Below are 1682 nucleotides of genomic sequence, written 5' to 3' on the forward strand. Positions count from 1 at the left end.
TTATCAAATAAATCAATATAACTATTATAATTTCCCACTGCCACGTTATATGGATGAAATCGTTTATTGTTAATATTATTTTTAAGTTTTTCATAATTTTTAGGATTTGCCTCAAATGCATAGATCTCAACTTTTTTTGTTATATCTAAAATTTTTTTTGAATAATTACCAACAAAAGCACCAACATCGAAAACAATACCTTTATCACAATCTTTAAAATAGTTTTTGATAAAGTTAGTTTCTCCAGTTATAATCATATCTTTATTAAAATTTTTAATACCTATACCGTGTAACCCCAATTCATATAATAGTTTATTTAGCCTTATAAATTTTTTTCTTGTAAAATAATGTTTCCAAAATTTAATTATAGATTTTCTTAATTTTATGAAATCTATAAAATATTTTTTAAGAAAATTTTTGAAATTTTTATCGGAAGGTTTATAATTTTTCCAGGGTGTTTTTTTAAGATATTCCCAATAATATTTTTTGTAGGGATGTTTATCAATATAATGCCAGGGTTTAATAGGGCCTGTAAAATGGACAATTGAAGGTTTGTTGATTGCATTTTTTATTTCTTGTTTTGTATAACATATTGATTGACTTGTATATACTTCAAAATTGTAAATCATTTTATAGTATACATTCCATTTTGGATTTAGAGGTTTCCATTTACTTTTGACTATAACATTCAACGAATCATCAAGTGGGCCTACTATAATATTTTCATTATCTATAATGAATTTAATACATTTTTCCGGTATATTAAGTTTGCGCATTGATTTTAAGTTTAAGACCATAATGCCCCCGCAAAAAGTTGGTTCTTCTGCAGTTAGGCCTAACTTTATTTTATGATTAACACAACTTTCAACGGCATATAAAAAGGGCGTTTCAAGATTAAAAATAACTTCATCAAGAATTTTAGAGATATCATCTAATAATATTAAATCTGGATCCAAATAAATTACATAGTTATCATTAATAAAATATGGAGCTAATATTCGCAAGTATGTTGTTTTTGTTAAGTATGATTTAATAGGTGGTTTATCAAGATATTTTTTAAGATCTACATATATGGGATTAAATGTTTTGACATTCTTATATCTCATTATAAAATTTTTGAACTTTTCTATATTTTGAGCTGATAATTCACAATACATTAGATAAAGGTTTATATATTTAGATGTCTTACCAAGCAGTGATGTTATCATTACAGCCGCATGCTGGATATAGTTATCATCTACAGTTATTAGTATATTTACCGGTTTATCATTCATATTAAACTTTGTATTTTATTATTAATACGTCAAATTTTTATTGCATTATAATATAGTCATTTTTAATATAATAATCAATATGCATAAAATCTCAGTAATTCTACCAACGTATAATGGAGCAACAAGGGGAGGCGGTGTATATTTAAGGCAAGCCATTGAAAGTGTACTTAATCAAACCTATAAGAATTTTGAATTAATTATTATTAATGACGGATCAACAGATAATACAGAAGATATAATAAAAGAGTATAAAGATAAAAGGATAATCTACTTAAAACATAAGGAAAATAAAGGGCCTTCATCAGCAAGAAATACTGGCTTAAAGAAAGCAACTGGTGACTATATAGCCTTTTTAGATGATGATGATTATTATTATGAGTATAAACTAAATGAACAGATAGATTTTAT

The 1682-nt window shown here is 25.1% G+C and carries 1 protein-coding gene and 1 pseudogene; one reads left to right on the forward strand and one right to left on the reverse strand.

The features are described from left to right. Positions 1-1274: FkbM family methyltransferase (locus SVN78_10965; protein ID MDY6822127.1), on the reverse strand; the 1274-nt coding region annotated here is incomplete at its 3' end. Between the two features lie 148 nt (positions 1275-1422). Here SVN78_10965 and SVN78_10970 point away from each other — a divergent pair. Continuing rightward, a pseudogene (locus tag SVN78_10970) lies at positions 1423-1682 on the forward strand (glycosyltransferase family 2 protein).

The sequence above is a fragment of the Deferribacterota bacterium genome, from assembly GCA_034189185.1.
GTDB lineage: Bacteria > Chrysiogenota > Deferribacteres > Deferribacterales > UBA228 > UBA228.